Raw genomic sequence first — 23,920 nt, forward strand, 5'->3', positions numbered from 1 at the left:
CACACATGCAACCCGGTTACCCCTCACACCCGCCGCAAGAGATCAACAACAACATGACGATGTCCATCGTCGCGATCTTCCTGTTCTGGCCGCTGGCCATCCCGGCCATCATCAACGCCTCCAAGGTGAACCCGCTGCTCCAGCAGGGCAACTACCCGGCGGCCCAGGCCGCCGCGGCGGAGTCCCGCAAGTGGTCGAAGCTGGCCCTGATCATCGGCATCTGCATCTGGGCGGTCTCGCTGATCTGCTGCGTCATCAGCTTCGTCATCAGCGCCAACTCGGCGTCGAACATCTAGTCTGAGAGACCTGTCAAAGGAGTCTTGTCATGCAGCCCGGCTACCCAGGCCAGGACCCGTACGGGCAGCAGCCGTCGGATCCGAACGCACCACAGCACCAGGATCCGTACGCGCAGCCGCCGCAGCCCACGTCGGGCCAGCCGTACGGGCAACCGACCCCGGGCCAGCCGTACGGGGGGCAGCCGACGTCGGGCCAGCCGTACGGGCAGCCCACGTCGGGCCAGCCGTACGGGCAGCCCACGTCGGGCCAGCCGTACGGGCAGCCGACTCCGGGGCAGCCGTACGGGCAGCCGCAGTACCAGGACGCGCAGCAGCCATACCAGGACCCGTACGGTCAGCAGCAGCCGATGCCGGGCCAGCCCTACGGTGCGGCACCCGGTTACCAGACCGGTGGGTACGCACCGGCCGGCGGGCAGAACAACACCCTCGGCCTGGTCGCGATGATCGTCGGCATCGTCTCGATTCCGGCGGCCTGCTGTGCCGCGCTCGGCATCATCGCGGGCATCGCCGGCATCGTGCTCGGCTTCCTCGGCCGGGGCAAGGCCAGCCGGGGTGAGGCCAGCAACGGGGGTCAGGCCCTGGCCGGTCTGATCTGCGGTGCCGTCGGCCTGCTCCTCGGGGTGCTCAACGTGATCCTCGCGGTCGTGCTGAACGTCAACGGGTTCGGCTACGCCCCGTGACGACCGGCCGGGCGGCGTACGGCCGTCCGGAGTCGTGACAGCCGCGTTGGGGCGCCCCGGAGTTTCCGGGGCGCCCCAAGCACGTTCGGGACTGCCCGGTCAGCCTCGGGCCACGGCCCGGGTCGCGGCGGCGCCGATCAGGGTGCCGACCAGCACCACCACGGTCGCCCCGGCGGCGACCTGCCAGTAGGCCGGTCCCACCTCGGCGAGCCGGCCGCCGCCGAGCGGGCCACCGGAGAGCAGGGCCGCCGCGCCGAGTACCACCCCGGCGACCGGGCCGCCGACCGCGGCCGCGCCGAGCAGCGCGGCCCAGCCGGGCGGTGGCGCGTTCCGCTCGGCCGCGGAACGAGTCCGGCGGCGCGCGAGCAGCCAGCCCGCGGCCATGCCGGCCAGCACCGGCACGGCGAGCACGGCGCCACCGATCCCGCCGAGCGGCCCCTGCGGCAGCCCGGCCAGCAGGGGTACGGCCGGCAGCGCTCCAATGGAGACCTCGGAGGTCCGGACCACCGTGTCGGTGCCGACCGCGAAACCCGGCCCGAGGAGATAGCTGGCGGCCCAGACTGCGGCGTTCGGCGCGTAGCCGAGGCTGATCAGGGTGATGCCCGCCTGGCCCAGCACACCGGTGCGATAGGCCCCGATCATGTCACCGGCCTCGCCGCCACCGGTGGCCACCGCCAGCCCGGCCGCCCCGGCCCCGGCCCCGAGCAGCAGCAGCGCGGCGACCACCCCGGTGCGCAGCCCGTCCCGGAGCACCAGCGGAGTACGCCGGGCCACCGCCACCAGCACACCGCTGGCCCGGGCCGCACCGAACAGCGCGGCGAGGGTGCCGAAGCCGGTCAGCGTCACCCCGGCCCGTACCGGGTCGGCGGTCGGCCCGGCACCGCCGAGCAGCAGCGCGGCCAGAGCGCCGAGTACCCCGTACCCGACGCCGACCGCCAGCGCGACGGCGAGTGCGCGGCCGGCTGTCGGCCGTTCCCGGACCCGGACCGCCCGGCTGACGTGCACGCCGGCCCGGTTCAGCCGCCAGGCCGCCAGCATGGCGAGGGCGAGCGGCGGCAGGCCGAACGGCCCGGCATCGGTGTGCAGCGGTACGCCGTGCCCGAGCAGCCATCCGGCCAGGCCCAGCCGGGCGGCGCCGACCACCTCGCCGCTGCCCTCGGCGAACCGGGCCGCCCCCAGCACCACGGCGACCGGCAGATAACCGACCAGGGCCGCCCAGCCGGCGGCGACCGCCGCCGCGACCGCCAGCGGAGCCCGGCCAGGACGTCCCGCCCTGCCCGGCCTCGGCCGGGGCACCCGGCGCTCCCCGGCCGGCCTGCTCCGGCGCGGCTCCCGGCCGTCCGCCGGCCCGGGCCGTCCGGTCGGTTGCGCGGCACCGACCGGCTCGACCGGCGCGCTCTCCGGCGGCGTCGGCCGGCGCGGCCGGTCAGGAACGGTGGGTGGTGGCATCAGCGCCTACTCTGGCACGGCAGCGGGTCGGCCGGTTCACGGCACCACCGTACGGATGACCGGAGCCCCCGCGATACCCGATTCGTCCGGCCCGGGTCCGGTCTCCGGCCGACCTCCCGGGACCGGAGACGGAACCGGGGTGGCCGGCGCACGCCGACCACCCCGGAACAACACGTCGACGGCTCAGTTGCCGGACATCAGCTCCCGCATCAGCCGCGCGGTCTCGCTCGGCGTCTTGCCGACCTTGACTCCGACCGCCTCCAGGGCGGCCTTCTTCGCGTCGGCGGTGCCGGCCGAACCGGAGATGATGGCCCCGGCGTGCCCCATGGTCTTGCCGGGCGGGGCGGTGAAGCCGGCGATGTAGCCCACCACCGGCTTGGTGACGTTGGCCTTGATGAACTCGGCCGCCCGCTCCTCGGCGTCACCGCCGATCTCGCCGATCATCACGATGGCGTCGGTCTCCGGGTCTGCCTGGAACGCCGCGAGCGCGTCGATGTGGGTGGTGCCGATGATCGGGTCACCGCCGATGCCGACGCAGGTGGAGAAGCCGATGTCGCGCAGCTCGTACATCATCTGGTAGGTCAGCGTCCCGCTCTTGCTGACCAGGCCGATCCGGCCCGTGCCGGTGATGTCGGCCGGGATGATGCCGGCGTTGGCGGCGCCCGGCGAGGCGATGCCGGGGCAGTTCGGCCCGATGATCCGGGTCCGCTCCCCCTGCGCCAGGTTGTAGGCCCAGAACGCGGCGGTGTCGTGCACCGGTACGCCCTCGGTGATCACCACGGCGAGCGGGATGCCGGCGTCGATCGCCTCGACCACGGCGCCCCGGGTGAACTGCGGCGGTACGAAGATGACGCTCACGTCCGCACCGGTGGCCGCCATCGCCTCGGCGACGTTCGCGAAGACCGGCAGCTCGACCGTGTCGAAGGCGACCTTCTGGCCGGCCTTGCGCGGGTTGACCCCACCCACCACGTTGGTGCCGGCGGCCAGCATCCGCCGGGTGTGCTTCATCCCCTCGGAGCCGGTCATCCCCTGTACGACGACCTTGGACTCCTTGGTCAGCCAGATTGCCATCTCAGACCCCCGCAGCCGCGAGCTCGGCGGCCCGCTGGGCCGCGCCATCCATAGTGTCCACCCGCTGCACCAGCGGGTTGGCGGCGCCGTCGAGGATGGCCCGCCCGGCCTCCGCGTTGTTGCCGTCGAGGCGTACCACGAGGGGCTTGTCGACCGTCTCGCCGCGCTCGGCGAGCAGGGCCAGCGCCTGGATGATGCCGTTGGCGACCTCGTCGCAGGCGGTGATGCCGCCGAAGACGTTGACGAAGACGCTGCGCACCGACGGGTCGGAGAGTACGATCTCCAGCCCGTTCGCCATCACCGCGGCGCTGGCGCCACCGCCGATGTCGAGGAAGTTCGCCGGCTTGACCCCGCCGTACGACTCGCCCGCGTACGCCACCACGTCGAGGGTGGACATGACCAGGCCGGCGCCGTTGCCGATGATGCCGACCTCGCCGTCCAGCTTGACGTAGTTGAGATCCTTCTCCTTGGCCCGCTGCTCCAGCGGGTCCACGGCGGCCTGGTCGACCAGCGCCTCGTGGTCAGGGTGCCGGAAGCCGGCGTTCTCGTCGAGCGAGACCTTCGCGTCGAGGCAGAGCACCGTGCCGTCGGCCGTCCGGGCCAGCGGGTTCACCTCGACCAGGGTGGCGTCCTCGGCCACGAACGCCTGCCAGAGGCGTACGGCGATCGGCACGATCTGGTCGGTCAGCTCGGCCGGGAAGCCGGCCGCCTCCACGATTTCCCGCGCCTTGGTCTCGTCCACCCCGACGTTCGCGTCGATCGCCACCTTCGCGACCCGCTCCGGCGTCTCGGCGGCCACCTGCTCGATGTCCATCCCGCCGGCCACGCTGGCGATGCAGAGGAAGGTGCGGTTCGCGCGGTCGAGCAGGTAGGAGAAGTAGTACTCCTCGGCGATGTCCGCGGTCACCGTCAGCATGACCTTGTTGACCGTGTGGCCCTTGATGTCCATGCCGAGGATGTCGGTGGCCCGGGCCACCGCCTCGTCCGGCCCCTCGGCGAGCTTGACGCCGCCCGCCTTGCCCCGGCCGCCGACCTTCACCTGAGCCTTGACGACCACCCGGCCGCCGAGGCGCTCGGCGATCGCGCGGGCCTCCTCAGGGGTCGTCGCGACACCGCCGGCCAGCACGGGCAGCCCGTGCCGCTCGAACAGCTCACGCCCCTGGTATTCGTACAGGTCCACGATTGCGCGTCCCGTCCCGTCTCCGCGGCGCGCCGTCGCACCGCCGCCAGCGTGTGAATGAGTTGGGCCTGCTGTACGCACGAACAGGCCATCGGCCGCAGCCTAGCGAGGTGAGCACGCCGGGCATCCACGTGGGTGCTCGGTGTGCGGTAACGCACAGCAGGCCGGCCGCTGTCGCGCTCGCCGGCCGGCGGTGGCCGGGGAAAAGATTCCGGGGGCGGCGTAACCCGGCGTAAGGGACGTCGTTGAGTCTGATGTCGGAGCGCTGGGGGAAGCGCGATGACGAAGACGGCCGATGCCCTGTCGGTCGAGGGGTGGCGGCGGGGCATCGCGCATAGAGGGGCCGGACGTGTGAGGGGTGCGTCCGGCCTCTCCCCCATTTCCGTGCAGGGTACGCTCCGGAGCCGTCCGACCGCCTGGCTACGGCGGGTCGTGGCGGTCAGCCGACGACCGGTTGGCCCACGTTGTTCCGGACCCACTCCACGATCGAGCCGGTGGTGGCACCCGGGGTGAAGATCCTGGCCACGCCGAGCCGCTCCAGTTCCGGGATGTCCGCGTCCGGGATGATCCCGCCGCCGAACACGACCAGGTCCGTCACGTCCCGCTCGGCGAGCAGTTCCAGCACCCGGCGGAACAGCGTCATGTGCGCCCCGGAGAGTACGGAGAGGCCGATCGCGTCGGCGTCCTCCTGGATCGCCGTCTCGACGATCTGCTCGGGCGTCTGGTGCAGGCCGGTGTAGATGACCTCCATGCCGGCGTCCCGCAGGGCCCGGGCGACCACCTTCGCCCCCCGGTCGTGCCCGTCCAGGCCAGGCTTGGCGACGACCACCCGGATCCGAGAACTCATCAGCGCGACACCTCTCCTGGACACCCGACCAGAGTTACCTTAACGAACGGTAACCCGGCCGCCGGCTCCCCGGGAACTCCCCCGGACGGCGGGCCCCGGAAGCAGGCGGCGCGACGGTCGTCCGGCGTGCCCCGGCCGACACGCCGCCCCGACCCGGGAACCCCGTCCGACCATACCCCTAGGGGGTTCTCAGAGGAGCTCCGACCCGAGTCGGGTCGATGACGCCCTGCTGCAATCAACGTAACGGAGCGCTACTAACGAGGCCGATCGCAAAAGGTTACGAGATATGGCATTCCATGACGCACAACCGCACAGCGCACCGGCAATCTGGCGCTGCGACTTGTGGCGCGCCTAGGGGTTGGCTACCGTGGCCCACGGTTGTCATCAGGTCCATGACCGGGCGACAACGCGGTCAACCGGAGTTCACCTCGATCGTCGAACATCGGTCACGGTCGCAACACTGACCCGACAACGGAGGGTGTGCGTGCGCCAGCGCCTGTCGTCTGAGCCCGATCGCTATCGAGGGCGACGCCGCGTCCCCACACCTCCGCGCAGCCGCTACGCCGCTGTTGTCACCACCGCGTTCGTCGGAGCCGGTGTCGTCGCGCTCGGCGCGGGAGCCCTGCCCGACGCCAAGGCGGTCAGCCCCTCCGCGCTGGCGGACCTGGAAAAGGCCGCCGCCACCAGCGAGGACCTGAGCGCGCGGGCCGCCGACGCCCAGCAGGGCGCCGCGTCCCGGGACGACGACCGGGCCGACGGGCTCGCCTCCACCCTGGCCGCCGCCCCCGACGTCTGGCGGCTTCCGCTCGACAACTACAGCTTCACCTCGCCGTACGGGATGAAGTGGAACAAGCTGCACGCCGGCATCGACCTGGCCGCTCCCGAGGGAACCCCGTACAGCGCGGTGCACGCGGGGACGGTGACCAAGGCCGGCTGGTTCGGCGGGTACGGCTACTGCGTGATCGTCCAGCACTCCGACGGCACCGAGTCCATCTACGGGCACTCGTCGCAGCTACTGGTCAGCGAGGGGCAGGAGGTCAAGGCCGGCGACCAGCTCGGCCTGGTCGGCAACACCGGCCACTCCTACGGCTCGCACCTGCACCTTGAGCTGCATGTCAACGGCAAGCCGACCGACCCGATCCCCTACCTACGGGACCGGGGAGTGGACATCCAGCTACAAGTCGACGATCTGTACACCGACGTAGCCGCCTCCTGACCCCGCGTCACGCCGCTTTACCGCCCGATCGAAACCGGTCGGGCGGTTTTCGTTGTGCCCGGTGCCCGACGAAGTTTCCTCCGCCACACCGCGCACTGTGGCAGATCACACAGTCCCATCCGTCGAGATAGCGGCTATCAAGGTCGATTTCCGGCATAACTGCGTCGCCGCCGTCCGGCCGTCGCCGGTGACCGGCAGCCCCGTGCCGGCGTGGCACCGCCGCGCCCACCACCATTTCCGGGTCCACGCCCCACGCAGAAGGGACCCGTCGTGCCGGAGACCGATCCGCACCAGCCCGAGACGGCCGAGCACCAGGCCGCCGAGCCCAGCACGAGCCGGCGTACCGGACGGTCCGGCGTCGCCCGGCACCGGACTGGCGGCCGGCGCCGGTACCTCGTACCCGGGCTGGTCGCACTGCTCGGCCTCGGCGTGGCCGGCGCGGTGACGGCGGTGGCCGTCGGCGACGACCGGCCGACCGGCCGGATCTCGGTGGCCCCGGAGGAATCGGCCCGGGCCGCCGCCGCGCAGCGTGCCGACCGGGCCGTGCGGGAGACCGCCAGCCCGACGACCACCCCGGCCCCGACCGCGACGCCCACGCCGAGCGCCGCCGCGACCACCCGGCCGCCGACCCCGAGCCGGAGCAGCGCGTCCGCCAAGGCGACGAGCCCGACCGCGAGCCGGAAGGCGCCCGCCTGGGTCGACCCGATGCCCGGCGCCAGCGTCACCTCCTGCTACGGGATGCGCTGGGGAACGATGCACGCCGGCATCGACCTGGCGATGCCGGCGGACACCCCGATCCGGGCCGCCGGGGCCGGCACGGTGGTCGACGCCGGCTGGGCCTTCGCCGGGTACGGCATCTCGGTGGTCGTCGACCACGGCAACGGCTGGCTCACCCACTACGCCCACCAGAGCCGGACCGTGGTCAGCGTCGGGCAGCGGGTCAAGCCCGGCCAGGTGATCGGGTACGAGGGTGCCACCGGCGACGCCACCGGGCCGCACCTGCACTTCGAGGTGCACAACGGGCTGTGGAACCAGGTCGACCCGGCGCCGTGGATGCGGGCTCGTGGGGTGGACCTGGGCTGCTGAGCCGGGTCAGCGATCGAGCGTGATGGCCCGCTTGGCCCGGTCGACCGACTCCTCGGCGGCCGGGCCACCCGGGTTCTCGGTGGCGAGTGCCTGGTTGAGCAGCACGAACGGGCGCATCCGCCGCTCGTACCGGCGCAGTGCCGCCGAGTGGTCACCGGCTGCGGAGCCCAGCTCGTCGGCGAGTACGTAGGCGCCGACCAGCGCCAGGCTGGTGCCCTGACCGGACAGGGGTGAGGGGCAGTAGCCGGCGTCGCCGAGCAGGGTCACCCGGCCCCGCGTCCAGCTCTCCATCCGGACCTGTGCCATCGCGTCGAAGTAGAAGTCCGGCGCCCGCCACATCGCGTCCAGCAGGCGGGGGATCTCCCAGCGCAGTCCACCGAACCGGTCGGCGACCAGCCGGCGCTGCTGCTCGGTGTCGCGGAAGTCGTACTCGATCGGGGCGGACTCGAAGCCGAGGTTGACCCGGAGTTCGGTGTTGTCGCGTACCGGGTAGATGCCGCAGCCGGCCGACCCGTCCCGCATCCAGACCTGCCAGTGGTCCAGGTCGAGCAGGTTCTCGGCGGTGAAGATCGCCAGGTAGGTGCCGAGGTGTGTCACGTGGTCCGCCTCCGGGCCGAAGGCGAGCCGCCGTACCGTCGAGTGCAGGCCGTCGGCCCCGACCACCAGGTCGAAGGTGCGCGGCTCGGCCCGCTCGAAACGCACCCGCACCCCGTCGTCCTGCTGCGTCAACTCGGTGACCGAGTCGCCGAAGAGGTATTCCACGTCGTCGCGGGTCCGGGCGTGGAGCAGGCCGGTGAGATCCTCGCGGAGCACCTCGATGTCGTCGCCGTCGAGCCGGCCACTGCTCAGGGCCACCTCGGTCGAGCGCATGACCTCGTTGCCGTCGCCGTCCAGCATCGACATGCCCCGGGTGCGGGTACGCACCTGGCGCAGCGCCGCCAGGATGCCCATCCGGTCGACCACGTCCAGCGCCACCCCGCGGACGTCGATCGCCTGGCCGCCCGGGCGGGGTGCCGGGGCACGCTCGACCACGGTCACCGCGAAGCCCCGCCGGCGCAGCCAGTACGCCAGCGCGGGTCCGGCGACGCTGGCACCGGAGATCAGAACACTGTCCATCTGCCCTCTCCTATCACCTCGTACCTGAGGACTAATGTACGACGTACATTCAGTTCCGACAACGGGGAATGTGAATGTCTGCCCTAGTACAGGATCGCTGCATGGCGGGGTTTCGGCTAGCCTCTGTCCTAGTACAGAGAGACGGGAGGGTGGATGGTGGCGACGAGCGGTGAACCGCCGTACCTGCGGATCGTCGCGGAGATCCGGCGCCGGATCGCCGAGGGTGAACTCCGGCCCGGCGACCGGGTGCCCTCGGTCCGGCAGCTCGCCCGTGACTGGAACGTGGCCCTCGCCACCGCCACCCGGGCACTGACCACGCTCAGCCAGCAGGGAGTGGTGCGGGCCCAGCCCCGGGTCGGCACGGTGGTGGCCGCCCCCGAGCCGGCACCGGCCCGGCCCCGGCGGCGCACCGAGTCGCCGGCACCCCGGCCCGCCGAGACCGAACTGACCCGGGAGCGGGTCGTCCGCGCCGCCCTCGACATCGCCGACACCGAAGGGCTGGAGGCGCTCTCGATGCGCGGGGTGGCGGCCCGGCTCGGCGTGGCGACCATGTCGCCGTACCGGTACGTGCACAGCAAGGAGGAACTCGTCCTGCTGATGGCCGACGCGGCGTACGGCGAGCGGGGCTATCCGGACCCCGCCCCCGAGGACTGGCGGGACCGGCTGGAGCTGGGCGCCCGTACGCTCTGGGCGCTGCACCGCCGGCATCCCTGGCTAGCCCAGCTCAGCCCGCTGACCCGGCCGCTGCCCCTGCCCAACCTGATGGTGCACGGCGAGTGGGTGCTCGCCGCGCTGGACGGCCTCGGGCTCGACCCGAGCACCATGCTGGACCTGAACGTGCTGATCTACAGCTTCGTGCAGGGCCTCGCCGTGCACCTGGAGCGGGAGACCCAGGCCCGGGCCGCCACCGGCCTCTCCGAGGAGGAGTGGGTCACGCGCCAGGGGCCCGCGATGGACGCGCTGGCCGGCTCCGGCAACCACCCGAACTACGCGCGGCTGCTGGCGAGCTTCGCCCGGACCGGCTACGACCTCGACCTCGACCGGCTCTTCGAGACGGGGCTGCACGCCCTGCTCGACGGCTTCGCCACCCTCGTGGAAGAGCGGGCCGCCGGACCGCAGGCGGAGCGGGCCGCCGGGTAGCAGCGGTCAGAGTTTGTCGATCGGGGCGTGCCGGAGCACCAGCCAGAGCGTCTGGTCGCCGAAGTCGATCTGGGCCCGGGCGCCCGGGCCGTGCCCCTCGACCGCCAGCACCCGGCCGAGGCCGTAACGCTGGTGGTTGACCCGGTCCCCGGCGGCGACCTTGGGCGGCTGCTTCAGCTCGCTCGCGGTGCTGAGCCGACTGCCGTCGATGCCGAGCCGCGAGGCGAGCTGGGCGGCCTTCGGCGTACCCCCGGAGAAGCCGCCGCCCCGGTAGGCGCCGGACCGGTCCTCGGCGCCGGACCGGCCACCCACGCCGCCACCGGTCCCGGACCAGGAGGTGTAGGCGGCCCCGGTGCGCTCCCAGCGGACCAGGTCGCCCGGCAACTCGTCGACGAACCGGGACGGCGGGTTGTAGGACGGCTGCCCCCAGGCCGACCGGGTGACCGCCCGGGACAGGTAGAGCCGCTTGCGGGCCCGGGTGATCCCGACGTACGCCAGCCGGCGCTCCTCCTCCAGCTCCCGGTTGTCGCCGAGCGCCCGCAGGTGCGGGAAGACGCCGTCCTCCAGCCCGGTCAGGAAGACCACCGGGAACTCCAGCCCCTTGGCGGTGTGCAGGGTCATCAGGGTGACCACGCCCTGGTGGTCGGGGTCGTCCGACGGCACCTGGTCGGCGTCGGCGACCAGCGCGACCTGCTCCAGGAAGCCGGCCAGGGTGGCACCGGGAGCGCCCTCGTCGGCCAGCGCCTCCACCCGTTCGGTGTATTCCCGGGCGACGCTCACCAGCTCCTGGAGGTTCTCCACCCGGCCGGCGTCCTGCGGGTCGATGCTCTCCTCCAGCTCGCCGAGGTAGCCGGAGCGGGTCAGCACCGCCTCCAGCACCTCCTCCGGCAGAGCGGTCTCGGCCAGCTCCCGCAGCCCGTCGAGCAGGGTGACGAACTCGGCGATCGCGTTGGCCGACCGGGTGGAGATGCCCGGTGCCTCGGACGCCCGGCGCAGCGCCGCGCCGAACGAGATCCGGTCCCGGGTGGCCAGCGCCTCCACGCAGGCCTCGGCCCGGTCGCCGATGCCCCGGCGGGGAGTGTTCAGGATCCGCCGGATGCTCACCGTGTCGTCGTCGTTGACCACCGCGCGGAGGTAGGCCAGGGCGTCCCGGACCTCCTTGCGCTCGTAGAACCGCACCCCGCCGACCACCTTGTAGGGGAGCCCGACCCGGATGAAGACCTCTTCGAAGACCCGGGACTGCGCGTTGGTGCGGTAGAAGACCGCCACGTCGCCGGGGCGGGCCGCCCCGGCGTCACAGAGCCGGTCGATCTCCCGGCCCACCCAGTCCGCCTCGGCGTGCTCGGTGTCGGCGACGTAGCCGACGATCTGCTCCCCCGCACCCTCCTCGCTCCACAGCCGCTTCGGCTTGCGCGAGCTGTTGCGCTCGATCACCGCGTTGGCCGCGTTGAGGATCGTCTGTGTGGAGCGGTAGTTCTGCTCCAGCAGGATGGTCCGGGCGTCGGTGAAGTCCCGCTCGAACTCCAGGATGTTCCGGATGGTGGCACCGCGGAACGCGTAGATCGACTGGTCGGCGTCGCCGACCACGCACAGCTCGGCCGGCTCGACCCCTTCGGTGCCGCCGACCAGCTCCTTGACCAGGGTGTATTGCGCGTGGTTGGTGTCCTGGTACTCGTCGACCAGTACGTGCCGGAACCGGCGGCGGTAGTTCTCGGCGACGTGTGGGTGCGACTGGAGCAGGTGCACCGTCGTCATGATCAGGTCGTCGAAGTCGAGCGCGTGCGCCTCGGTCAGCCGCCGCTGGTAGAGCGTGTACGCCTCGGCCAGCGCCCGCTCGTTCGGCCCGTTCGCCCGGGCGGCGAACGTCTCCGGGTCGATCAGCTCGTTCTTCAGGTTGGAGACCTGGGTGGTCAGCCCCCGGGCCGGATAGCGCTTCGGGTCGAGGTCCAGCTCCCGGGTGACCAACTGCATCAGCCGGCGCGAGTCGTCGGCGTCGTAGATCGAGAACGTCGACTTCAGGCCGGCGTGCTCATGCTCGGCCCGCAGGATGCGTACGCAGGCGGAGTGGAACGTCGAGACCCACATCAGCCGGGCTCTCGGCCCGACCAGCGCGGCGACCCGGTCCTTCATCTCCCCGGCCGCCTTGTTGGTGAAGGTGATCGCGATGATCTGCCCCGGATGCACCTCCCGGGCGGCGAGCAGGTAGGCGATCCGGTGGGTCAGCACCCGGGTCTTGCCCGAGCCGGCGCCCGCCACGATCAACAGCGGCGCCCCGGAGTGGGTCACCGCGTCCCGCTGGGGCCCATTCAGCCCGGCCAGCAGGGCCTGCGGGTCGAGGCCGGACGGCCGGTGTCGGGGCGCGCTCTGGGCCGGAGGGACGGAGGGCGGCGGAGGTTCGAAGAGAGCATGCATCGCCCCGCGAGTCTATGCCGCCGGGGGGACAGGTACGCCTCCGCCGGGCCCGTACCCGCCTCGGCCGGATCGTTCCCGCACGCCGCCTACCCGGGCATCGCCGATGCGCTTGCCAAGACACCGCTGGCTGGGCATACTCAAGCCGTGATCCATCGGGCGCAGCCTTACTTTTACTACGGCTCCGGGAGTCCGGCAGCCGTGGGTCGCGCCTGAACATGACCTACGAAAAGCCCCGGGCTCCTGAAGCCCGGGGCTTTTCGCGTCGGGATCCAGGCACCCGGGGACCTGGCTGGCAAGGAGGACCCCCAATGGCGGCAGAGGTGGCAGCAGAGGTGGCACAGCAACCCGCCGAGGCGAACGGCGCGGAGCCCGAGACCGGGACGAGCGCGCCGGACGCCGCACAGCACATCCTCGGGCTGCGGGAGCGGATCGACGAGATCGACCGCGAGCTGATCGCCCTCTGGCAGGAGCGCGCCGCACTCTCCCAGCAGGTCGGCCGGACCCGGATGGCCTCCGGCGGCACCCGGCTGGTCCTCTCCCGGGAGCGGGAGATCCTGGACCGGTTCCGGGAGGCGCTCGGCGCGGACGGTACCCAGCTCGCCCTGCTGCTGCTCCGGGCCGGTCGCGGCCCGCTCTGAGCCGTACCCCGGGCGGGCCTTCTCCGCCGACCGGCCGGCAGCCGTCGGCGGCTCCAGGAGATACGCGAGCCCGGGACGCCGGCCGCATGGATGGCGGCCCGCGCCCCGGGCAGTGAGGAGGCGTTCTTCTCGCATCGGTGGTTGGCCGGGTCAGGCACACCACCGCGTCTGGCCGGTCTATTCGACCGCGTGCACCACGTCCCGCTCCTCGGCGAAATGACATGCGCTCGGGTGCGCCGAGTGCTCCCGCTCCACCAGCGGCGGCTCCTGGCTGGCGCAGATCTCCTGCGCCTTCCAGCACCGGGTGCGGAACCGGCAGCCCGACGGCGGGTTCGCCGGCGACGGCACGTCACCCTCCAGGACGATCTGGTCCCGCTGGCCGCGCAGGGTCGGGTCCGGCACCGGCACCGCCGAGAGCAGCGCCTGGGTGTACGGGTGGGTCGGCCGCTCGTAGATCTCGTCCTCGACGCCGATCTCCACGACCTTTCCCAGGTACATCACCGCGACCCGGTCGGCGATGTGCCGGACCACCGACAGGTCGTGCGCGATGAAGATGTACGACAGCCCCAGCTCGTCCTGCAACCGCTCCAGCAGGTTGATCACCTGCGCCTGGATCGACACGTCCAGCGCCGACACCGGCTCGTCACAGACGATGATCTCCGGCTTGAGCGCGAGCGCCCGGGCGATCCCGATTCGCTGCCGCTGACCACCCGAGAACTGGTGCGGATAGCGGTTGATGTGCTCCGGGTTCAACCCGACCAGGTCCAGCAGTTCCCGGACCCGCTGCTTCCGCTCGCCGGCCGGCGCGACCTCCGGGTGGATGTCGAACGGCTCCCCGATGATGTCGCCGACCGTCATCCGCGGGTTCAGCGAGGTGTACGGGTCCTGCAACACCATCTGGATGTTGCGCCGGGCCCTCCGCAGCTCGCCGCCGTGCAGCCGGGTCATGTCCTGACCCCGGACGTTGATCGCGCCGCTGGTCGGCTTCTCCAGCGCGACCAGCAGCTTGGCCAGCGTCGACTTGCCGCAGCCGGACTCGCCCACCACACCGAGGGTCTCGCCCCGGCGCAGTTGCAGGTCGACGCCGTCGACCGCGCGTACCGCGCCGACCTTCTTCTGGAAGACGATGCCGCGGGTGATCGGGAAGTGCTTGACCAGCCCGCGGGTCTCCAGCACGACCTCGTTACTTGACGGCTGGCTCATCGCCGACCACCTCCGTCCAGAAATGGCACCGTGCCGTCCGAACCGAATCCACCTCGTACTGCGGTGGCGGCGGGTCGGCCCGGCACACGTCGCGGGCATACCCGCACCGCGGGTGGAACGGGCAGCCGGCCGGGATCCGGGTCAGGTTGGGCGGCAGCCCCTTGATCACGTTGAGCTGCTGCCCCTTGAGGTCGAGTCGGGGAATCGACTCCAGCAGCGCCTTGGTGTACGGGTGCGCCGGCCGGGCGTAGATGTCCAGCACCGGCGCCTCCTCGACCACCTTCCCGGCGTACATCACCGAGATCCGGTCGGCCACGTCGGCGACCACCCCCATGTCGTGGGTGATCAGGATCAGCCCCATGTTCCGTTCCCGCCGCAGCTCGGCGAGGAGGTTCATGATCTGGGCCTGCACCGTGACGTCCAGCGCCGTGGTCGGCTCGTCCGCGATCAGCACCTTCGGGTCGAGCGCCAGCGCCATCGCGATCATGACGCGCTGCCGCATACCGCCGGAGAACTGATGCGGGAAGTCCCCGACCCGCTGCTTCGCGGCCGGGATCTTGACCAGGTCGAGCAACTCGACCGCCCGCTTCCGGGCGTCCTGCCGGGACATCCCGCGGTGCACCCGGAACAGCTCGCCGATCTGCCAGCCGACCGGGAAGACCGGGTTCAGCGCGGAGAGCGCGTCCTGGAAGATCATGGCGATGTGGTTGGCGCGTACCCTGCGGCGCTGCTCCTCAGGGAGCTTGAGCAGGTCGACACCGCGGTAGCGGATCGTACCTCCGGTGACGAACCCGGGCGGCGAGTCGAGGATGCCCATGATCGCCTGGGCGGTGACGGACTTGCCGCAACCGGACTCGCCCAGGATCGCCAGCGTCTCGCCGGGATCCAGGTGCAGGTCCACCCCGTTGATCGCCTTGGCGACCCCGACCTGGGTACGGAACTCGACGTGCAGACCGTCGACCTCCAGCAGCCGGGCGGACGAGTCCAGCCCGGGCAGGACGTCGATCTCTGCCTTGATATCGGTCATGGGTCAGCTCACCGCAGCCTCGGGTCGAAGGCGTCGCGGATCGCGTCGCCGAGCATGATGAACGCCAGCACGGTCATCGCCAGGAAGACCGATGGCCAGACCAGCGGGGTGGCCGTCTCCCGGACGTACGGCGCCGCCGTCGAGATGTCGATCCCCCAGGAGATCGCGTTCCCCTTGAGGCCGACGCCGAGGAAGGTCAGGGTGGCCTCGGTGGCGATGTTGACGCCGAGCAGGATGGTCAGTACCACCACGAACGGCGCCGCCGCGTTCGGCAGGATGTGCCGGAACATCAGCCGGCCGGAGCCGGCCCCCAGCATCCGGGCCGCCGCCACGTAGTCCTGGTTCTTCGCCGAGATGACCGACGAACGCATGATGCGGGCGCCGGTCGTCCAGGTCAGCACGCCGAGGGTGAAGACCACCGCCGTGAAGCCCGAGTCCTGCGGGTCGGAGGAGAGCCGCCGGGCCAGCACGATCGCCGCGAGCAGGGTGGGAATGCCCAGCACGATGTCGATGCCCCGGGCGAGCAGGGCGTCGACCCAGCCACCGAAGTAGCCGGCCGCCATGCCTACGATCAGGCCGATCACTCCGGCGATGACGGTCGCGAAGAGCCCGATCAGCACCGAGTTGCGGGCGCCGTAGATGGTCCGGGCGTAGACGTCGCAGCCCTGGAAGTTGTAGCCGAAGATGGCCGAGCCGCTCGGGCCCTGGTGCTGCCGGGACAGCGCGCACGCGTCCGGGTCGGCCGAGGTGAACAGGCTCGGGAAGGCCGCCATCACGACGACCAGTACCACCAGGACGGCGGCGGCCCAGAAGATCCAGTTGCGCCGCAGGTCCTCCCAGGCATCCCCGGTCAGACTGCGCGGCTTCTCCGGGCCGCCGTCCGGCGACACCGGCACACCGGCGGCGCCGGGTACCTCCGCCTGGGTGACGGATTCGACGTTGCTCATCGGGCGCCTCGCTTACTCATGCCGCCGTCTCGCCACGCTCGGCGCCGCCCGGAGGCGCACACCTCACGCTGACTGGTTCGCTCACTTCGCACACTCGTGAGTCGACTGATTCGCTCGCTTCGCTCACTCATAGCGGATCCTCGGGTCGAGTACCGCGTACAACAGATCGACGACCAGGTTGACCACCAGGAAGACGATCACCAGGATGCTGACGAAGCCGACCACCAGCGGGCCGTCCTCGGTGCGGATCCCGCGGAACAGGTTGAAGCCGACGCCCGGAATGTTGAACACACCCTCGGTGACGATCGCCCCGGCCATCAGGTTGCCCAGGTCGACACCGATCAGCGTGACGACCGGGATCAGCGAGTTACGCAGCACGTGCACACCGATCACCCGGCGGTTCGCCAGGCCCTTGGCCCGGGCGGTACGGACGTAGTCCGAGCGGAGGTTTTCCGCCACCGACGCCCGGGTGACCCGGATCTGGGTGGCGATGACCAGACAGCTCAGCACCAGCGCGGGCAGGATGAGTTGATAGAACCCGGGTTCGGCACCGGCTGTCGCCGGGAACCAGCGCAACTGCACTCCGAAGAGAAGCTGCGCGAGCGGAGCCAGCACCACGATCGGCAGCGAGAGCAGGACCAGCGTGATGATCAGCGTGGTGGTGTCGAAGATGCCGCCGCGGCGGATCCCGGAGACGATGCCGGCGGTGACGGCGACCAGCGCCGAGATGATGATCGCGAAGACCGCCAGCCGGATGGTCACCGGCCAGGCCTGCTGCATCATGTCGCTGATCGGCCGGTTGGTCAGCGAGATGCCGAAGTCCCCGGTCAGCAGGCCACGCATGTAGTGGCCATATTGGAGGATAAACGGGTCGTCCAGGTGGTACCTTTCGGTGAGCGCCTGCCGGACGTTCTCCGGCAGCGGTCGCTCACCCGCCAGAGCCTGGAGCGGGTCGTCCTGGTTGGCGAACATCAGCGCGTACACGATGAAGGTGGCCCCGAAAAAGGTCAGGACCCCTTGCAGCACGCGCCGCACGAAGTAGCGGAACATATCCCAAGTCCTTAGCGAGACGAGCATCGGTGACTGCCGGCTGGGCAGCGGACCGTGATGCGCACGGTAGCGACCGCAGCCTCACCGGTCCCGATCGCCGGGCCGGTGAGGCTCGTACGGACGGTCCGATCCGACCCGGGCTAGGCCGGGGGGTGGACCGGACCGTCCATCGCTGGAGCAGTCAGGTCAGCTCGTGGCCTCGATCTTGAGGATCTCGACCTTCTGGAACTTGTCGACCTCGACGTTCTTGACCCGCTCCGAGTGGCCGAAGACGTTCTGGCCGAGCCGCAGCGGAATCACCGGCATGTCGCGGACCAGGATGTCCTCGGCCTGCTGCCAGAGCTTGATGGCCTCGTCCTCGCTCGGCGCGGACGAACCCTGCTTGACCAGGTTGTCGAACTCCGGGTTGCTGTAACCGTAGTAGTTCGACGAACCGCCGGTCCCGTACAGCGGGCCCAGGTAGTTCTCCATCAGCGGGTAGTCCATGATCCAGCCGAGCCGGATCATGCCGACGTCTTCCTTGTTCTCGACCTTGGTGAGCAGGTCGGCGAACTTCGGCTCGCCGATGCCGACGCAGTCGACGCCCAGGTTGGCCTTGAGCTGGTTGCAGGTCGCGTCCACCCACGCCTTGTGGCCACCGTCGGCGTTGTAAGTGATCTTGATCTGCTTCGGGCCACCCGCGGCCTCGTACGCCGCCTTGGCCTTGGCCGGGTCGTAGGTGCAGGCCTCGCCGCAGCTGTTCTCGCGGTAGCCGGCCACCGCCGGGGAGACGAACGACGTCGCCGGAGTCTGCGAGCCACGGAAGACGTTGTCGGTGATCTCCTGGCGGTTGATCGCCATCGAGATCGCCTTACGCACCTCGACCTTCGAGTACTGCGGCAGGAAGGTCGGGAAGCCGACGAACTGGAAGACCGAGTTCGGGCTCTTCTTGAACCGGTCGCCGAGGTCGGCCGGGGCGCTGGCCAGGTTCTCGATCGGAAGCTGGGTCACCACGTCCAGGGCGCCACCCATCAGGTCCGCGTACTGGGCGGTCAACTCCTGGTAGATCTTGTAGGTGACCCCACCGACCTTCGGCTTCTCCCCCGGATACGCGTCGTAGCGCTCGACCTCGATCTTGGAGTCGTGCTGCCAGGTGCCCTTCATCTTGAACGGACCCTGCCCGATCGGCGCCTGCTCGTAGTCTTCCTTCAGCACACCCTCGGACTGCCAGGCCGCGGCCGGCAGCGGCAGGAAGACGTTGTAGCCGATCACCGAACGCCAGCCGGAGAACGGCTCGGACAGCGTCACGGTGAAGGTCAGGTCGTCTACCTTCTTGAGCCCGGTGAGGGTCTTCGCCTTCGGATCCGGAGCCTTCTGCGGGCCCTCCTCGCCGTCCGGGTCCTCGGACTGCAGGTCCTTGTAGCCCTCGATCCGCTCGAAGAAGTAGGAGCCGCCGTTGCCGTTCGGGCCGTACGCGCCGTGGTTCCAGGCGTTGATGTAGTTGTCGGCGCCGACCTTCTCTCCGTTGTGGAAGGTGTAGCCGTCCTTGAGCTTGATCGTCCAGACCTTGTTGTCCGGCGACTCGACCGACTCGGCGGCCACCATGTACGGCTTGTTGTCGGCGTCGAAGTCAACGAGCGGGCTGAAGAGGGCGGAGAGCACCTCATTGCCGCTGGACTCGGTGGTGTTGGCCGGGATCAGGTGCTGCGGCTCGGCGATGCCGATGGAGATCAGGGCGTCCGCCGCCGAGGTCTCGTCGTCGCCGCCACCGCTGCAGCCTGCCGCCAACAACATTATGGCGGTCGCTCCGACCGCCATCTTTAACGGGAATTGCCCGCGCATGAGTGAAGCCTCCTCAGGGCGCTCACGAGGGACTGTGAGGTGACTGACACTGTGACACTGAGCCGCCTAGCGCGGAAAGGTGCCGTTATCAACCCGTTAGTTGCCGGCAATGTTTCAAGCGTGTGCCCCACCTAGCGGGCGCCTCTCCGAACACGGCGTTGAGCAGGCAAAACGTCACCAGCGCAGGATGCTCCGGCGACCGCCCGCACGGCTCCTTGTGACCTTTCCCGCGTCACCGCGGACGCTCTCCGATGTCAAGCGCATACCTACCGTGCTCGTCCGTTTGGACGATGTGGAACTGCGCACCGCGGATATGACAGACGGCCGGATAGCGAAAGCCATCGATATATGATACCCGATCGTCACCGCCCGGACACCCACCGCTCGGCCGATGCCGTACCGGTGGAACCGCCGATGCCGCACCGCCGACCCGGCCGCCGGGGCGCACGGCGCGGGCGCGGCGTCGACGCCCTCAGACCAGGCGGCGGTCGGCGGCCCACCGGGACAGCTCGTAGCGGTTGGACATCTGAAGCTTGCGCAGCACGTTCGAGACGTGCGTCTCCACCGTCTTGATGGAGATGAACAGCTCCTTGGCGATCTCCTTGTACGCGTACCCCCGGGCCAGCAGCCGGAGCACCTCCCGCTCCCGGTTGGTGAGCTGGTCCAGCTCGGGATCGGCGACCGGCGCGTCCGGCCGGGAGGCGAAGGAGTCCAGCACGAACCCGGCCAGCCGGGGGCTGAACACCGCGTCGCCGTCGGCGACCCGGCGGATCGCGGCGGTCAACTCGTCCGGCGAGATGGTCTTGGTGACGTAGCCCCGGGCACCGGCCCGGATCAGGCCGATCACGTCCTCGGCCGCGTCGGAGACGCTGAGCGCCAGGAACCGCACCTCCGGGCGGGTACGCCGGACCGCCTCCAGCACCGCGCGACCGCCTCCGTCCGGCATGTGCACGTCGAGCAGCACCACATCCGGTTCGGTGGCGGCGATCCGGCTGATCGCCTCGGCCACCGTGCTGGCCTCGCCCACCACCTCGACGTGCGCCCCCAACTCGGCGCGTACGCCGGCCCGGAACATCGCGTGATCGTCGACGAGGAACACCCGCAGCGGCCGCGGCTCGGGCGTACCCTCCCGCGCCGGCTCGGTCGGCTCGACCATGATCGTTACCTGTCCTTCCCTGGTGCTGCGCCCTCCCGCGGAATCGGCAGGAAGAGTCGTACCTCGGTGCCGTCCCCCGGCGTACTGCGGATTTCCGCCCGCCCGCCGTGCCGCTTCATCCGCCCGATGATCGAGCCGCGTACGCCGTGCCGGTGGTCCTCAACGGTAGTCGGGTCGAATCCCGCCCCGCGATCGCGGACGAAGACGCTCACCTGCTCCGGCTCGACCTCGGCATAGAGCGAGACGGTCTGCACCTTGGCGTGCCGGGCCGCGTTGACCAGCGCCTCCCGGGCCGCGGCCACCAGCGCGCCGACCCGCTCGTCGGTCTCCCGGTCGCCGACCACCACCGCCTCCACGGTGATCGCGAAGGTGTCCTCCACCTCGGCGGCGGCCTGCTCCAGCGCCGCGGCGAACCGCTCGGTCGGCGATCCGGTCGGCTTGTAGAGCCAGCTCCGCAACGAGCGCTCCTGCCCCCGGGCGAGCCGCTGCACCGTCTTGACGTCGGCCGCGTTGCGCTGGATCAGGGCGAGGGTGTGCAGCACCTGGTCGTGGATCATCGCGGCCAGCTCGGCCCGCTCCTGCTCCCGGATCCGCCCCTCCCGCTCGGCCCGCAACTGGTTGTAGGTCCGCCAGAGCACCGGCGCGGCCACCACGCCGACCCCGGCGAGTGCGACCAGGGCGAAGATCACCCCGTTGACCACCGCGTCGAAGTTGCCCTGCGGGCGGTAGACCGCCACCACCCCGATCAGGCCCACCGCGACCAGCACTCCACCGCCGATGAACCGCAGCACGAAGGCCCGCCGGTCGCTCTCCGCCACCACCGCCCCGAGCCACGGCACCGGCAGCGACCGGTCCCACTGCCACCGACGCTCCGGCGCGGACTGGTGCCAGATCACCCCGGCGCCGACCGCGATGATCGACACCAGCCAGCCGGCGGTCCCGGCCACCCCGCCGGACTTGAAGGCCAGCGTCTCGATCAGGATCACGGCGAGCCCGATGGCCACGAACGGCAGTAACTGGAAGACGTTGCGCCGGGGCGGGGCACCACCGGGCAACGGCGGCACCACCGCCCAAAACGCCGCGTAGAGCAGCAGGCCCAGCCCGCTGAACCCAAGCAGCAGGAGGAACGCCACGCGTACCCACACCGCCCGGATGCCCAGGTGCAGGGCGATCCCGGCAGCCACGCCGGCGACCAACCGGTGGTCGCGGGCGCGGTACAGGCGGGGTGGCTCGGTCGTGGCGCGGATCTTCGCACTCCTCGTCGTCTCGGGCGGCGGGGGTGACGTGCGGCCGGACCTGCCGCGTCACGTCCCGTTCCGCCGACGCTCCGATCGTCACACGTCCGCGGGCTCAGCGGCCATCGGGACTCCCCGGACTTCCCGCGCGGGATATCTCAGGGTGGGCTCAGGGTTGTCGCCTGAGGCCGGCGGACCTGCGTCGGCGGAGGATCGGACCATGACCGACGAAGCTGCCGCCGCCCGTGGAACGCCCGGTCCGGCGGGCGGCCCCGACCGAGCGGACAGCGCCGGCCCCACCCCGGAGGCACCCGGCACACCGGGCCCCGCCCCCGCCGGCCCCGAACGGGCCGGGCCACCGGACGCACCGCCACCGGGTACGGGCTGGCCACCGCCGCCCGGCGCGACCCCGCCACCCGGACCACCGCCCGGCCCCGGCGGACCACCGCCCGCCCCCGGCGGACCACCGCCGCCCGGAGCCGGCGGGCCCCCGCCGCCCGGAGCCGGCGGGGCCCCGCCGGAGTTCGGCTTCACCTACCGATACGGACTGGTCCGGCCGAGCGAGGGGCGCTACCTGGCCGGGGTCTGCGCCGCGATCGGCCGGGCCACGAACAGCGACCCGATCCTCTGGCGGGTCCTCCTCGCCGTACTCGGCTTCTTCGGCGGGATCGGCCTGCTGGTATACCTCGCCGCCTGGCTGATCATCCCGTCCGAGGGCGACACCGCCTCGCCGGTGGAGTCGATGCTGGGCCGGGGCCGGTCGAGCATGTCCCCGGTCACCGTGCTGGTGCTCGGCATCGTCGCCGCGGTGATGTTCGGCTTCATCGTGACCGACACCTACCGGGCCGTCCTGCTCGGCGCGGCCGTCCTGATCGGCGGCGCGCTGCTGCTCAACCGGGACCGGAACCGGACCGGTCCGTACTGGCAACCGGGCGCCGGGCCTCCGCCGCCGACGGGCTATCCGCACCCGGGACCCGGCCAGCCGGTGCCTCCGCCGGCCGCGCCCGGATATCCGGGCTGGTACCCGCCGCAGCCGACCGCCGCACCGGGCTACTCCGGTGGGCCCGCGCTGGCCGCCCCGGCCCCACCGGCCCCCGCCTGGCCGGCGAGCCCGCCTCCGGTGGCCGTACCGACCGGACCGCATCCGGGCGTACCGCCCGTACCGCCCGTGCCCGGGGGCTACCGGGCACCGTTCGCGCCGCACGGCCCGTACGCCGCCCGGCCGGCGCCGCAGCCACCACCGCCGAAGAAGCCGAAGCAACCGAAGCGGCCGCGTGAGCGGTCCCCGCTGGGTACCGCCACCTTCTCAATGATCTTCGTGGCGATCGGCCTGGTCGCGATCCTCGACCTGACCAACGCGATCCGGGTCATGCCGTCCACCTACTTCGCCGCCGTCCTGGTGACCATCGCCCTCGGGCTGCTGGTCGGGGCCTGGTTCGGCCGGGCCCGCTGGCTGATCGCCCTCGGGCTGGTCGCGGCCTGTGCCCTGGGCATCTCCACGGTCGCCGAGTCCTACACCCGGCTGCGCGGCGAGGAGGACGTGCTCTGGGTACCGGCCAGCTACGAGGTCATGGCCGACCGCTACGAGACCCGGCTGGGCAACGCCACGCTCGACCTGACCCGGATCGACTTCACCGACCGGGACGCCCGGGTGAGCGTGGACGTCGACCTCGGCGAGGTGAAGGTGATCCTGCCGCCCACCGTCGACGTGACCGTACGACTCGATGTGAACGCGGGCGACGCCCTGGTCCTGGACCGCAGGTACAACAACTTCGACGGCAGCCAACGGCAGGTGACCGACCTCGGCGAGGACGGCCCCGGTGGCGGAAAGCTGCTGCTCGACCTGTCGGTCAATGCCGCCACCGCGGAGGTAACTCGATGAAGGCGCACCGTACCGACGGGGTGTCGCTGACGTTCGCCCTGATCTTCCTCGGCGTCGCCGCCTGGTGGCTGTTCGCGCAGCTCATGAACCTCACACTGCCGGCCATCGGCTGGCTGGTGGCCGTCGGCCTGATCGGAGTCGGCACGCTGGGCCTGATCGGCGCGCTCCGGGCCAACCGGTCCGGGCGGCGGCCGGCGGCGGTACCGGCCGCGCCTGCTCCGGGATCCCCGGCCGCACCGACCGGCACCGACGGCACCGGGCCGGTCGACGCCCCCCTCGGCACACTCTTCGACCGGGACCCACCCGGGCCGTCGTACCGGCACCCGACCGAGCAGTTCGACCCGGACGCGACCGAGCGGTTCGACCGTGACGCGACCGAGCAGTTCGACCCGGACGCGCCGACCGAGCAGTTCGACCGGGACCCGGCCGGCACCGGGGCTGACGAGGCCCGATCGGCCGGGACTGGCA

20 protein-coding genes and 1 pseudogene are annotated in these 23,920 nt (G+C 71.4%); 8 read left to right on the forward strand and 13 right to left on the reverse strand.

Features of this window, described 5'->3' with window-relative positions; genetic code table 11:
- Window positions 1-53 precede the first annotated feature (53 nt).
- Window positions 54-296, forward strand: coding sequence for a CD225/dispanin family protein (locus ACSMXO_RS37960; RefSeq protein ID WP_455415684.1), 243 nt, complete (start codon window positions 54-56; stop codon window positions 294-296).
- A 29-nt stretch (window positions 297-325) separates the two neighbouring features.
- Window positions 326-976 (forward strand): DUF4190 domain-containing protein, encoded by a 651-nt coding sequence (locus tag ACSMXO_RS37965; RefSeq protein WP_455415685.1) that lies wholly within the window; start codon window positions 326-328, stop codon window positions 974-976.
- A 99-nt stretch (window positions 977-1,075) separates the two neighbouring features.
- On the opposite strand, the gene ACSMXO_RS37970 is transcribed toward ACSMXO_RS37965, so the two are convergent.
- From ACSMXO_RS37970 to ACSMXO_RS37985, 4 genes are all read right to left on the reverse strand, one after another.
- Entirely contained in the window at window positions 1,076-2,425 is a 1,350-nt protein-coding gene (locus ACSMXO_RS37970) for a cell division protein PerM (RefSeq protein WP_455415686.1), read from the reverse strand.
- A gap of 183 nt (window positions 2,426-2,608) precedes the next feature.
- On the reverse strand, window positions 2,609-3,496 hold the full coding sequence (gene sucD / locus ACSMXO_RS37975) for a succinate--CoA ligase subunit alpha (protein WP_318395847.1): 888 nt from the start codon (window positions 3,494-3,496) through the stop codon (window positions 2,609-2,611).
- A 1-nt stretch (window position 3,497) separates the two neighbouring features.
- On the reverse strand, window positions 3,498-4,676 hold the full coding sequence (gene sucC / locus ACSMXO_RS37980; RefSeq protein ID WP_455415687.1) for an ADP-forming succinate--CoA ligase subunit beta: 1,179 nt from the start codon (window positions 4,674-4,676) through the stop codon (window positions 3,498-3,500).
- A 439-nt stretch (window positions 4,677-5,115) separates the two neighbouring features.
- The gene (locus ACSMXO_RS37985; protein ID WP_346258210.1) at window positions 5,116-5,523 is read right to left on the reverse strand and encodes a cobalamin B12-binding domain-containing protein; all 408 of its coding nucleotides are present in this window, start codon (window positions 5,521-5,523) and stop codon (window positions 5,116-5,118) included.
- Between the two features lie 484 nt (window positions 5,524-6,007).
- Here ACSMXO_RS37985 and ACSMXO_RS37990 point away from each other — a divergent pair, with 484 nt between their 5' ends.
- Together ACSMXO_RS37990 and ACSMXO_RS37995 are read left to right on the forward strand one after the other, a co-directional pair.
- On the forward strand, window positions 6,008-6,739 hold the full coding sequence (locus tag ACSMXO_RS37990) for a M23 family metallopeptidase (RefSeq protein WP_346258211.1): 732 nt from the start codon (window positions 6,008-6,010) through the stop codon (window positions 6,737-6,739).
- Between the two features lie 270 nt (window positions 6,740-7,009).
- Complete coding sequence (locus tag ACSMXO_RS37995) at window positions 7,010-7,825, forward strand: M23 family metallopeptidase (protein ID WP_455415688.1); 816 nt, start codon at window positions 7,010-7,012, stop codon at window positions 7,823-7,825.
- A 6-nt stretch (window positions 7,826-7,831) separates the two neighbouring features.
- On the opposite strand, the gene ACSMXO_RS38000 is transcribed toward ACSMXO_RS37995, so the two are convergent.
- Window positions 7,832-8,941 carry an FAD-dependent monooxygenase gene (locus ACSMXO_RS38000; RefSeq protein WP_455415689.1) on the reverse strand — a complete coding sequence of 370 codons (1,110 nt, stop codon included), beginning with the start codon at window positions 8,939-8,941 and terminating at the stop codon, window positions 7,832-7,834.
- Between the two features lie 153 nt (window positions 8,942-9,094).
- Between ACSMXO_RS38000 and ACSMXO_RS38005 the strand changes: the two genes are divergently transcribed.
- Complete coding sequence (locus ACSMXO_RS38005; RefSeq protein WP_455415690.1) at window positions 9,095-10,081, forward strand: TetR/AcrR family transcriptional regulator C-terminal domain-containing protein; 987 nt, start codon at window positions 9,095-9,097, stop codon at window positions 10,079-10,081.
- 6 nt (window positions 10,082-10,087) lie between these two features.
- On the opposite strand, the gene pcrA is transcribed toward ACSMXO_RS38005, so the two are convergent.
- Window positions 10,088-12,493 carry a DNA helicase PcrA gene (gene pcrA / locus ACSMXO_RS38010; protein ID WP_346258215.1) on the reverse strand — a complete coding sequence of 802 codons (2,406 nt, stop codon included), beginning with the start codon at window positions 12,491-12,493 and terminating at the stop codon, window positions 10,088-10,090.
- A gap of 308 nt (window positions 12,494-12,801) precedes the next feature.
- On the opposite strand from pcrA, the gene ACSMXO_RS38015 reads away from it, so the two are divergent.
- Window positions 12,802-13,131 carry a chorismate mutase gene (locus ACSMXO_RS38015; protein WP_455415691.1) on the forward strand — a complete coding sequence of 110 codons (330 nt, stop codon included), beginning with the start codon at window positions 12,802-12,804 and terminating at the stop codon, window positions 13,129-13,131.
- A gap of 177 nt (window positions 13,132-13,308) precedes the next feature.
- Here ACSMXO_RS38015 and ACSMXO_RS38020 read toward each other — a convergent pair whose 3' ends face one another.
- From ACSMXO_RS38020 to ACSMXO_RS38050, 7 genes are all read right to left on the reverse strand, one after another.
- A complete protein-coding gene (locus ACSMXO_RS38020) occupies window positions 13,309-14,334 on the reverse strand; it encodes an ABC transporter ATP-binding protein (RefSeq protein WP_346258217.1) in 1,026 nt (341 codons plus the stop codon).
- Complete coding sequence (locus ACSMXO_RS38025; protein ID WP_346258218.1) at window positions 14,315-15,361, reverse strand: ABC transporter ATP-binding protein; 1,047 nt, start codon at window positions 15,359-15,361, stop codon at window positions 14,315-14,317. The genes ACSMXO_RS38020 and ACSMXO_RS38025 overlap by 20 nt, the downstream gene beginning before the upstream one ends.
- Before the next feature lie 8 nt (window positions 15,362-15,369).
- Window positions 15,370-16,308, reverse strand: coding sequence for an ABC transporter permease (locus ACSMXO_RS38030; RefSeq protein ID WP_455415692.1), 939 nt, complete (start codon window positions 16,306-16,308; stop codon window positions 15,370-15,372).
- Between the two features lie 123 nt (window positions 16,309-16,431).
- Window positions 16,432-17,358, reverse strand: a complete 927-nt coding sequence (locus tag ACSMXO_RS38035) for an ABC transporter permease (protein ID WP_346258220.1) — start codon at window positions 17,356-17,358, stop codon at window positions 16,432-16,434.
- Window positions 17,359-17,544: 186 nt separating this feature from the next.
- Window positions 17,545-19,179 carry a peptide ABC transporter substrate-binding protein gene (locus ACSMXO_RS38040; RefSeq protein WP_455415693.1) on the reverse strand — a complete coding sequence of 545 codons (1,635 nt, stop codon included), beginning with the start codon at window positions 19,177-19,179 and terminating at the stop codon, window positions 17,545-17,547.
- 472 nt (window positions 19,180-19,651) lie between these two features.
- The gene (locus ACSMXO_RS38045) at window positions 19,652-20,335 is read right to left on the reverse strand and encodes a response regulator (RefSeq protein WP_455415694.1); all 684 of its coding nucleotides are present in this window, start codon (window positions 20,333-20,335) and stop codon (window positions 19,652-19,654) included.
- Window positions 20,336-20,340: 5 nt separating this feature from the next.
- Window positions 20,341-21,582 carry a PspC domain-containing protein gene (locus ACSMXO_RS38050; RefSeq protein WP_346258354.1) on the reverse strand — a complete coding sequence of 414 codons (1,242 nt, stop codon included), beginning with the start codon at window positions 21,580-21,582 and terminating at the stop codon, window positions 20,341-20,343.
- A gap of 208 nt (window positions 21,583-21,790) precedes the next feature.
- Between ACSMXO_RS38050 and ACSMXO_RS38055 the strand changes: the two genes are divergently transcribed.
- Both ACSMXO_RS38055 and ACSMXO_RS38060 read left to right on the forward strand, forming a co-directional pair.
- The gene (locus ACSMXO_RS38055; protein ID WP_455415695.1) at window positions 21,791-23,452 is read left to right on the forward strand and encodes a PspC domain-containing protein; all 1,662 of its coding nucleotides are present in this window, start codon (window positions 21,791-21,793) and stop codon (window positions 23,450-23,452) included.
- Window positions 23,449-23,715 (forward strand): annotated as a pseudogene (locus ACSMXO_RS38060) (hypothetical protein); the annotation flags it as partial. The gene ACSMXO_RS38055 and the pseudogene ACSMXO_RS38060, both read left to right, overlap by 4 nt.
- Window positions 23,716-23,920: the final 205 nt, after the last annotated feature.

It is taken from the genome of Plantactinospora sp. DSM 117369 (assembly GCF_053764795.1).

What these genes read in the sequence shown, in the direction of transcription:
- ACSMXO_RS37960 (WP_455415684.1), top strand. Translation starts at nt 54, where the DNA reads ATGACGATGTCCATCGTCGCGATCTTCCTGTTCTGGCCGCTGGCCATC.
- ACSMXO_RS37965 (WP_455415685.1), top strand. Translation starts at nt 326, where the DNA reads ATGCAGCCCGGCTACCCAGGCCAGGACCCGTACGGGCAGCAGCCGTCG.
- ACSMXO_RS37970 (WP_455415686.1), bottom strand. Translation starts at nt 2,425, where the DNA reads ATGCCACCACCCACCGTTCCTGACCGGCCGCGCCGGCCGACGCCGCCG.
- sucD (WP_318395847.1), bottom strand. Translation starts at nt 3,496, where the DNA reads ATGGCAATCTGGCTGACCAAGGAGTCCAAGGTCGTCGTACAGGGGATG.
- ACSMXO_RS37985 (WP_346258210.1), bottom strand. Translation starts at nt 5,523, where the DNA reads ATGAGTTCTCGGATCCGGGTGGTCGTCGCCAAGCCTGGCCTGGACGGG.
- ACSMXO_RS38000 (WP_455415689.1), bottom strand. Translation starts at nt 8,941, where the DNA reads ATGGACAGTGTTCTGATCTCCGGTGCCAGCGTCGCCGGACCCGCGCTG.
- ACSMXO_RS38005 (WP_455415690.1), top strand. Translation starts at nt 9,095, where the DNA reads ATGGTGGCGACGAGCGGTGAACCGCCGTACCTGCGGATCGTCGCGGAG.
- pcrA (WP_346258215.1), bottom strand. Translation starts at nt 12,493, where the DNA reads ATGCATGCTCTCTTCGAACCTCCGCCGCCCTCCGTCCCTCCGGCCCAG.
- ACSMXO_RS38015 (WP_455415691.1), top strand. Translation starts at nt 12,802, where the DNA reads ATGGCGGCAGAGGTGGCAGCAGAGGTGGCACAGCAACCCGCCGAGGCG.
- ACSMXO_RS38020 (WP_346258217.1), bottom strand. Translation starts at nt 14,334, where the DNA reads ATGAGCCAGCCGTCAAGTAACGAGGTCGTGCTGGAGACCCGCGGGCTG.
- ACSMXO_RS38025 (WP_346258218.1), bottom strand. Translation starts at nt 15,361, where the DNA reads ATGACCGATATCAAGGCAGAGATCGACGTCCTGCCCGGGCTGGACTCG.
- ACSMXO_RS38030 (WP_455415692.1), bottom strand. Translation starts at nt 16,308, where the DNA reads ATGAGCAACGTCGAATCCGTCACCCAGGCGGAGGTACCCGGCGCCGCC.
- ACSMXO_RS38035 (WP_346258220.1), bottom strand. Translation starts at nt 17,358, where the DNA reads ATGTTCCGCTACTTCGTGCGGCGCGTGCTGCAAGGGGTCCTGACCTTT.
- ACSMXO_RS38040 (WP_455415693.1), bottom strand. Translation starts at nt 19,179, where the DNA reads ATGCGCGGGCAATTCCCGTTAAAGATGGCGGTCGGAGCGACCGCCATA.
- ACSMXO_RS38045 (WP_455415694.1), bottom strand. Translation starts at nt 20,335, where the DNA reads ATGGTCGAGCCGACCGAGCCGGCGCGGGAGGGTACGCCCGAGCCGCGG.
- ACSMXO_RS38055 (WP_455415695.1), top strand. Translation starts at nt 21,791, where the DNA reads ATGACCGACGAAGCTGCCGCCGCCCGTGGAACGCCCGGTCCGGCGGGC.